The sequence below is a fragment of the Streptomyces sp. NPDC059649 genome (assembly GCF_042734445.1).
In the GTDB taxonomy this organism is placed as follows: Bacteria; Actinomycetota; Actinomycetes; order Streptomycetales; family Streptomycetaceae; genus Streptomyces.
Genome location: NZ_JBHWDV010000016.1, coordinates 20238 through 21708 on the forward strand (window position 1 = coordinate 20238; position 1471 = coordinate 21708).

General features: G+C 71.0%; 1 protein-coding gene and 1 pseudogene. Both read right to left on the minus strand.

Annotated elements, in window-relative coordinates; all coding sequences use genetic code 11:
* Positions 1–98 precede the first annotated feature (98 nt).
* Complete coding sequence (locus ACFV1J_RS18965; protein WP_385859515.1) at positions 99–968, minus strand: lysozyme; 870 nt, start codon at positions 966–968, stop codon at positions 99–101.
* 411 nt (positions 969–1379) lie between these two features.
* Positions 1380–1471, minus strand: a pseudogene (locus ACFV1J_RS18970) (lytic transglycosylase); the annotation flags it as partial.

A 1471-nucleotide genomic window follows, 5' to 3' on the forward strand; every position in this document is an offset into this window, starting at 1 on the left:
GGGCGGGGCGCGGCCCCGCACCCCTCCGGGCCGGGCCCGGGCCCCCCGTGATCGGGCGCCGGGAACCGGCCGGAAGCAGAGCGGTGCGGGGGTGCTGATCAGTCGTCGTCGTCGCCGTACGCGAGGACTTTCAGCCGGCTGAAGGTGCCGTTGAAGCGGTTGCGGTCGCCGACCGGGTGGCCGTGGGAGGTGTGCTGCCAGATGCTGTGGTACTGCCAGCCGCCGGGCAACGCGCCGACGGAGGAGCCATAGCGCGGGATCCACAGCGGATTGCTCCGGCCGAACCTCCCGGAGTTGCCGGTGCACCGCTTCCACCAGTTCGTGGACGTGTAGATGACCGGATCGCGCCCGGTCTCCTCCCGGTAGGCGCGCACGAAGTCGTGGATCCAACTGACCATTCCCTTGGCGCTCTTGCCGTAGCAGGTCGAGCCGTAGGGGTTGTACTCCATGTCGAGCGCGCCGGGCAGCGTCCTGCCGTCCCGGGACCAGTCGCCGCCGTGGTCGGCGAAGTAGCGCGCCTGCGTGGCACCGCTGGAGTGGTCGGGCAGCGCGAAGTGGTAGGCGCCGTGGATCATCCCGGACCGGTACGAGCCCCGGTACTGCTGGGCGAAGTACGGGTTGGTGTAGTTGGTCCCCTCGGTGGCCTTGACATACGCGAAGCGCACCCCCGACCTGCGCAGTGACCACCAGCCGACCTTCTTGTTGTGGCTGGAGACGTCGACCCCGGCCACCCCCCTCCTGCCGTACGACGCCAGCGGCTCGATGCCGCCGGCCCGGACGCCGCCCTCGTGGAGCGCGATGGTGGAACCCATCCAGTCCGCGTCGGGGTGGGCGGGTCTCTTCGCGGCATCGGTCGCCGTGGCCGATCCGGGCAGTGCGAGGGGCAGAGCGAGCACGGAGAGGAGAGAAACGAGCGTTCCGGCCGTGGCGACTTTACGGCGGGCCGGACCGGATCTGCGCAAGGGCATCGCATGCCTCCGAGGCCTTCGGTTGAGTCAGGTACGGCAGGATTTGAGCAGAATTCTGCCGATAAGAGACTTATACGCAGAACTGCCTGACTCTATGGCCCACCATGCCGTCAGTCCGCCGACCGGCCCCGCATCTCACCCGTCCGGCGGGCAGGAGCGGTCACCCGTGGCCGCCGGGCCGGAAGGGGCACCCCCGCGCCCGTCCGGGCCGGTCCGTCCGCGGACGGAACAGAGCGGGCCCCGGCCGTGCCGGGACCCGCTCCGCGCGCAGCGGCGAACGCGCCATTCCGCCGCTTCGCAAGCTGCTCCTCATGACGGGCCGGTGGGCCCGCGTTTGTCCTCCGTCGCTCCCGTGACCTGGCGGTCCGGTGGGGCCGGCGGTGCGCCGGCGACGGCTCGTCGTCCGTCGGCTCAGTAGGCCGAGTTGACGTTGTCGATCGAGCCGTAGCGGTCGGCCGCGTAGTTGGCGGCGGCGGTGATGTTGGCCACCGGGTCGGTCAGCT